Annotated in this window: 4 protein-coding genes; all 4 read right to left on the bottom strand. The window is 40.2% G+C overall.

The features are described from left to right. Positions 1 to 211: 211 nt before the first annotated feature. Genes MRT15_RS12245 through MRT15_RS12230 form a run of 4 tightly spaced genes read right to left on the bottom strand, consistent with a single transcriptional unit; the run spans position 212 to position 4,231 of the window. Complete coding sequence (locus MRT15_RS12245) at positions 212 to 2,038, bottom strand: aldehyde ferredoxin oxidoreductase family protein (protein ID WP_304330575.1); 1,827 nt, start codon at positions 2,036 to 2,038, stop codon at positions 212 to 214. A 47-nt stretch (positions 2,039 to 2,085) separates the two neighbouring features. Then, positions 2,086 to 2,457 carry a cupin domain-containing protein gene (locus MRT15_RS12240; RefSeq protein WP_304330574.1) on the bottom strand — a complete coding sequence of 124 codons (372 nt, stop codon included), beginning with the start codon at positions 2,455 to 2,457 and terminating at the stop codon, positions 2,086 to 2,088. A gap of 3 nt (positions 2,458 to 2,460) precedes the next feature. Continuing rightward, the gene (locus tag MRT15_RS12235; RefSeq protein WP_304330573.1) at positions 2,461 to 3,285 is read right to left on the bottom strand and encodes a creatininase family protein; all 825 of its coding nucleotides are present in this window, start codon (positions 3,283 to 3,285) and stop codon (positions 2,461 to 2,463) included. 16 nt (positions 3,286 to 3,301) lie between these two features. After that, positions 3,302 to 4,231 (bottom strand): hypothetical protein, encoded by a 930-nt coding sequence (locus MRT15_RS12230; protein WP_304330572.1) that lies wholly within the window; start codon positions 4,229 to 4,231, stop codon positions 3,302 to 3,304. Between the last annotated feature and the right edge of the window lie 844 nt (positions 4,232 to 5,075).

Here is a 5,075-nt window from a genome sequence, read left to right as displayed (position 1 = left end):
AAAGGTAGTGATTGAAATTTAAAGTTAATAGTTTCACCATGGAAGAGTATCCAAAAACTTTAACATCCTTCATTCTTCCTATATTTTCCAGTATTTGATGCTAAAATGAACTACCCCCATTCCTCAACATTGTCTCAGCATATTCTATCAGTATTAGCTCTAATGCTCAACTACTTTACAAACTAAAAAAAATTTAATAAAGTCAATATGATTAAACAATGCCAAGCTCCCTTAATTTCTCTTTTGAAGGAATACCTTCAGGAGTCCATCCTCGAGCTTCATAATATTCTCTTAGCATAATTTCTATGTCTGGAACTTTCCCCATGGTGCCACCTTCTTGTGGCTCTAGCAATCTCTTTGGAAGAACATCATCCTTTGAGGATATACCCCACTGACAGTTAAGAAGCCTTTTAAGATTGAAGCTTCTTTCACCAATTACCATCAATTCTTCAATAGTCACTCTTCTACCAGTTACAAGCTCAAAAAACGTTCTAACCTGAGTAAAAGTGAGACCTGCCGATAATGTATATTTACACATAGTCAATGCGTCGAAGAGCTCCATCATATCTTGCATTTTTTTAACCATTATAGCTTTTCCCTTCGATTGGAATCTATCACCTTGTACCGTAATGCCGATTTCTGGTACTAGTCTCCCCCTATCTGGATTATGGGGCCAAGCAAGGTGGCATCCGCCACGGTTCATAGTTGCATAACTTAAAGCATGCCCAAAGAAGGCTCTCGGGTTATGGGCTGCAACTTCGAGACCTTTAACATGAACAGCAAACTCCTCGCTTCCGCGATTCAACTGTTTTGAAGCTTCTTTTACACCTCTAGCTAACAAGTCGCCTATGCCTTCTCTTCTCGCTATGAGTTCCACTAGTTTCACTAAGTTTTCTGAGGGGCCCCATGTGAGTTCTATTCCTCCAGTATCTTGTTTTGTTATTATGCCTCTTTCATAGGCTTCTATGGCGAAGGAAAGAACAGCCCCCACGGAAATAGTGTCCATTCCAAGTCTGTTACATAAATCATTTAGCTTCGTAATAAGGGATAAGTCATCGTTAAGTAGGTTTAAGCCTAACATGCATTGAGTTTCAAATTCAGGGGCGTCAGCTTTTAAGCCAGCATATTTCCCCTCCCTAATGTAGACTGTGCGTTTACACGCAATTACACAATTACAACACGGAGTTATCTTGTCTAGGATAGTTTGAGAAATTGCAACGCCACTTATCTTCTTCACCTTTTCTTCATCCCAAACCCCTTCTCTATAGTTTCTTATCGGTACGTTACCTAGGCGATAATGAGATTCCAAGCCTCCACCTGTTCCATATTTACGAAAAACTTGAGTAACTGGGCTTTTAGCTAGCTGCATTTGTACTTCTTTTGCAAACTCCAATAGTTTATTTTCATCAGCTACTGGAATCTTCCCAGTCCCTTTAACAACCACTGCCTTCAAGTTTTTAGATCCCATAATTGCACCCATTCCAGACCTTCCTGCTTTGCCGATGCCGAAAATTATGGATGCATAATACACAAGCTTTTCACCAGCAGGTCCTATGGCGCCTATTTGAACAGTATCATCTTTAAGCTCCCTTTTTATAATGTCATAGGTTTCATAGACGTCTTTACCCCAAATGTGACTTGCATCCTTAAAGTTAACTTCGCCATCTATTACGGATAAATAGACTGGCTTCTTCGCTCGTCCACTTATAATGATTAAGTCGAAACCAGCCTTCTTAAGATGTTGACCGAATAATCCTCCAGCATGGGATTCCCCCCAAATTCCAAGGGGGGATCTCGCGCATACACTAATACGTCCTGAAGAAGGGACAACGGTGCCTGTAAGAGGCCCCGTGGCAAATATGAGAAGGGCTTCAGGGCTGAAGGGCTCTACATCAACAGGCATTTCATCATAAATTATTTTTGCAGCCAGACTTGAACCACCTATGTACTTTTCTCTTAAGTCTTGAGGCAAATTTTCGATTTTGACATTCTCATTCGTGAGGTCTACTCTTAGAATTTTACCTATATACCCAGTCATCTCAAAACCCCCAGTAGCTTTAACTGCATATAAAAATAAAAAAATATTTAATGTTTTTTAGCTCTTTCCCTTATGACTTTCTCGTCTCCAGGAGGCGTATAAACCCATATGAATTGCAATTCCTCATCGCCAAAGTTTTCTAGGGTGTGAGTTTCATTTGGCGGAATATAAACTAGGTCGCCTGCTTCAAGGATATACTCCCCATTTACACCAGAAATTTTCGCTTTCCCCCTTAAGATGAAAATTGTTTCTTCACCAGTGTGGGCATGAGGTGCACCCTTCTCCCCTACAGGATAAACCGTGAAGCCCATTGCCAAATGCTTTGAGCCTATAACTGGATCTATTAATATCTTTGTCACTTTCTTTGAAGGTGGAGGAGCAGGGAAGACTGGAGCCTCGTCCTTCTTAACGATTATCATGCTCTACACCTTTGGTGGATTTTCAAGTGGTGAAACTCCAGGGGGATATTTTCTTTTAAGCTCTTCTATGAATTCGCATAATTTATCGACTACAGCATCTACTATCTTTTTGCCCTTTTCCTTAGTTGCCTTTGTGGCGTCTCCAATTATACCCAGCTTGTAAACATCAACTTGGAAGTAGGATGCTGTAATGTTGTGATGAGGAATTCCACCTTCTTCTGGGACTGTCCTTGTCGGATGACCAAACCATTTCTTGTCAACAATAGTAGGCGCTGACTCTTTACCTGCTTTACTCATGTCTACAAGTTCCGGGTAAAGTTCTAAAGCCACCGAAGTCTCTACTTCATCTGCATGTACAAGTGGAGTTTCACAAACCTCTTCTATGAGTTTCCTAACAAGTTCCCACCATGTGATAACGGCAATGAAAGCCTTAGTCTCTAAGGCTAGTTCATGTAAAGCACCTACAAGAACCCATTGCTGACCATGTCCATTAAATATTATTACTTTTTTGAACCCATTTTTCACAAGCCCAGTTACGACATCTTTCACAAATTGTTTAAGCACATCCGATCGAATGGGGATAGTTCCTGGAAAGCCATATTGCATGTACATGTGAGCACCATACCATATTGGAGGTGCAATAAGCACACCTGTTCTTTTGGCCACGCGTTCCGCCATTTTTTGAACATTAAGGGAGTCTTCACCAACTGGACATTGAGGACCATGCTGTTCTATTGAACCAACGGGCAATATTATGATGTCACATTTTTTAGCATGTTCAACTATTTCAGGCCAGCTTAACTCTTGATACCAAACGCTTTTTGGCAATCATTCTCCCTCTCTTCTATTTTGGAATAGCTAATCCTTCCGCACCCTTCCCTGACTGAACAGCCTCTGGATAATACTTTTTAACAGTTCGGGCAACAAGTACTGCTTGTTTAGCCATATTCACACCTTCTGCCTTAGTTGTTGGTAGACCATGAGTTACAAGCGCTGAATTCCCAGTTTTCAAATGTATGGGTGCACCTATTCTCACCATTTCTGGCGCCTCGTAGGTTCTGATCATTCCACCAGTAGATGCAGGATTGTCAACGTGTACGTCTATTGGCACACTTACGGCTTGTCTTATTGCGGCAATCATGGGTAAAGTTAAGTCCCTAACGGGGTTTATAGAATCAGCACCCAACATTTCTAAAACCTTAAAGGACACGGGGTTTCCATGACCACAGTGGGCTGACAACTTAAATTTCACATCTTTTGGGAGTTCCCCATCTTTCCGCATTTCATTTAACAACCATAGAAGACCTTCATCATACACGAGTATGCCTCTGCAACCAAGATGCACTGCTCTTTTGACATCTTCAACAGCTCTTATAACCTGCTCCATCCCCCTAAGCCTATAGCCAACTCTTCCAGCTTCAGGGGTGTTCGTTGCCCTCTGGGTACTTAGGTCATAAGTCGCCCTTGGCCCCACTGAAAGGATTAGTTCTACTTTATAATCCTTTGCAAGCTGTATGAATTCTTCCAGCTCTTCGTCTGTGTGGCGCATTATCCCAAGAGTTTCAGTAATCCTATTAATAACCACTCCATATTTTTCAGCAGTTTCAAGTGCAGCCCTCATCGTTTCAGCTGAGTTAACAGTTGGAATTTCAATCCTGTACTGGGCACCATCTGGAAACCTCAATTTAGATTCTGGAAGCTCGTAAAGATCATGGTCTGGAAGACCCTTCTTTCTTAAATATGCACGAGTTTCTTTGCCAACAAGTATTTCCATTATACGTCACCTTACAGTAGTATATTTGTGGCAATATTTAAGACATTCGCTGATTTTCAAAAGTTTCAAAAACCAACCTAACCGAATTTTATATTGATAAAAAGAAAATAGGATAAAAATAATTTTTTCATGTAAAGGATGATTGATCACCCTTTTAGTCAGATATTTTTTAACTTAAACGGGTAGGTATCATCTAATCCATTCTTCAAGCTTTCAAAGAATCCGAAGACTTAGAATATTCCATTGAATATTCCATTTTATTATTTAATAATGTTCCTATTGCTGAGTCCATGATGGCAATTATGCCGTCTATTAACATGGTTTATCCTTTAATGCGTTCGAAGAAAATAATTTGTATCCTGTGTACTGGTGGAGCGCGCATCCTTCTCACCCGAAACAGATAATATAGGTTAATTATCGAGAGAACGACCCAAATAATCAGTATAACTGTTGAGAGTACCCTGACTCCCCAGTTCTGAATGAACATATTCGATAACAGTAATATCAATGCGATTAGGAGGAGGACTCTTCGAAGAAGCCTAAGATAGAGGAAGCGCCTTCTAAACTGGCGCAACTCCATATTTCCCATATGGAGAATGCGCATGAAGAATATTGTTCAATTATCATGTAATTAAAATTTATTATTATTTGAGTTAAATTATTAGGGAAAGGTATATGTGATGTGGATAGAAGTATATTAGGGGTGTGTACAGAGTTAATTATAATTTCAGCTGAGAAGTATGGTTCTTAAACGTTAAGTTAGGGGGCAAGGGGATTGGACATAAAACATGAAACTATTGAGGAGAGGGCGAAGCTGGTTTTTTCATTGGGATCCATGAAGACT

Source organism: Candidatus Culexarchaeum yellowstonense (assembly GCF_024707025.1).
Taxonomy (GTDB): domain Archaea; phylum Thermoproteota; class Methanomethylicia; order Culexarchaeales; family Culexarchaeaceae; genus Culexarchaeum.
This window is presented reverse-complemented; position numbering and strand designations above follow the sequence as displayed.

Coding starts and splice junctions, on each gene's coding strand:
- MRT15_RS12240 (WP_304330574.1), bottom strand. CDS start 2,457: ATGATAATCGTTAAGAAGGACGAGGCTCCAGTCTTCCCTGCTCCTCCA.
- MRT15_RS12245 (WP_304330575.1), bottom strand. CDS start 2,038: ATGACTGGGTATATAGGTAAAATTCTAAGAGTAGACCTCACGAATGAG.
- MRT15_RS12230 (WP_304330572.1), bottom strand. CDS start 4,231: ATGGAAATACTTGTTGGCAAAGAAACTCGTGCATATTTAAGAAAGAAG.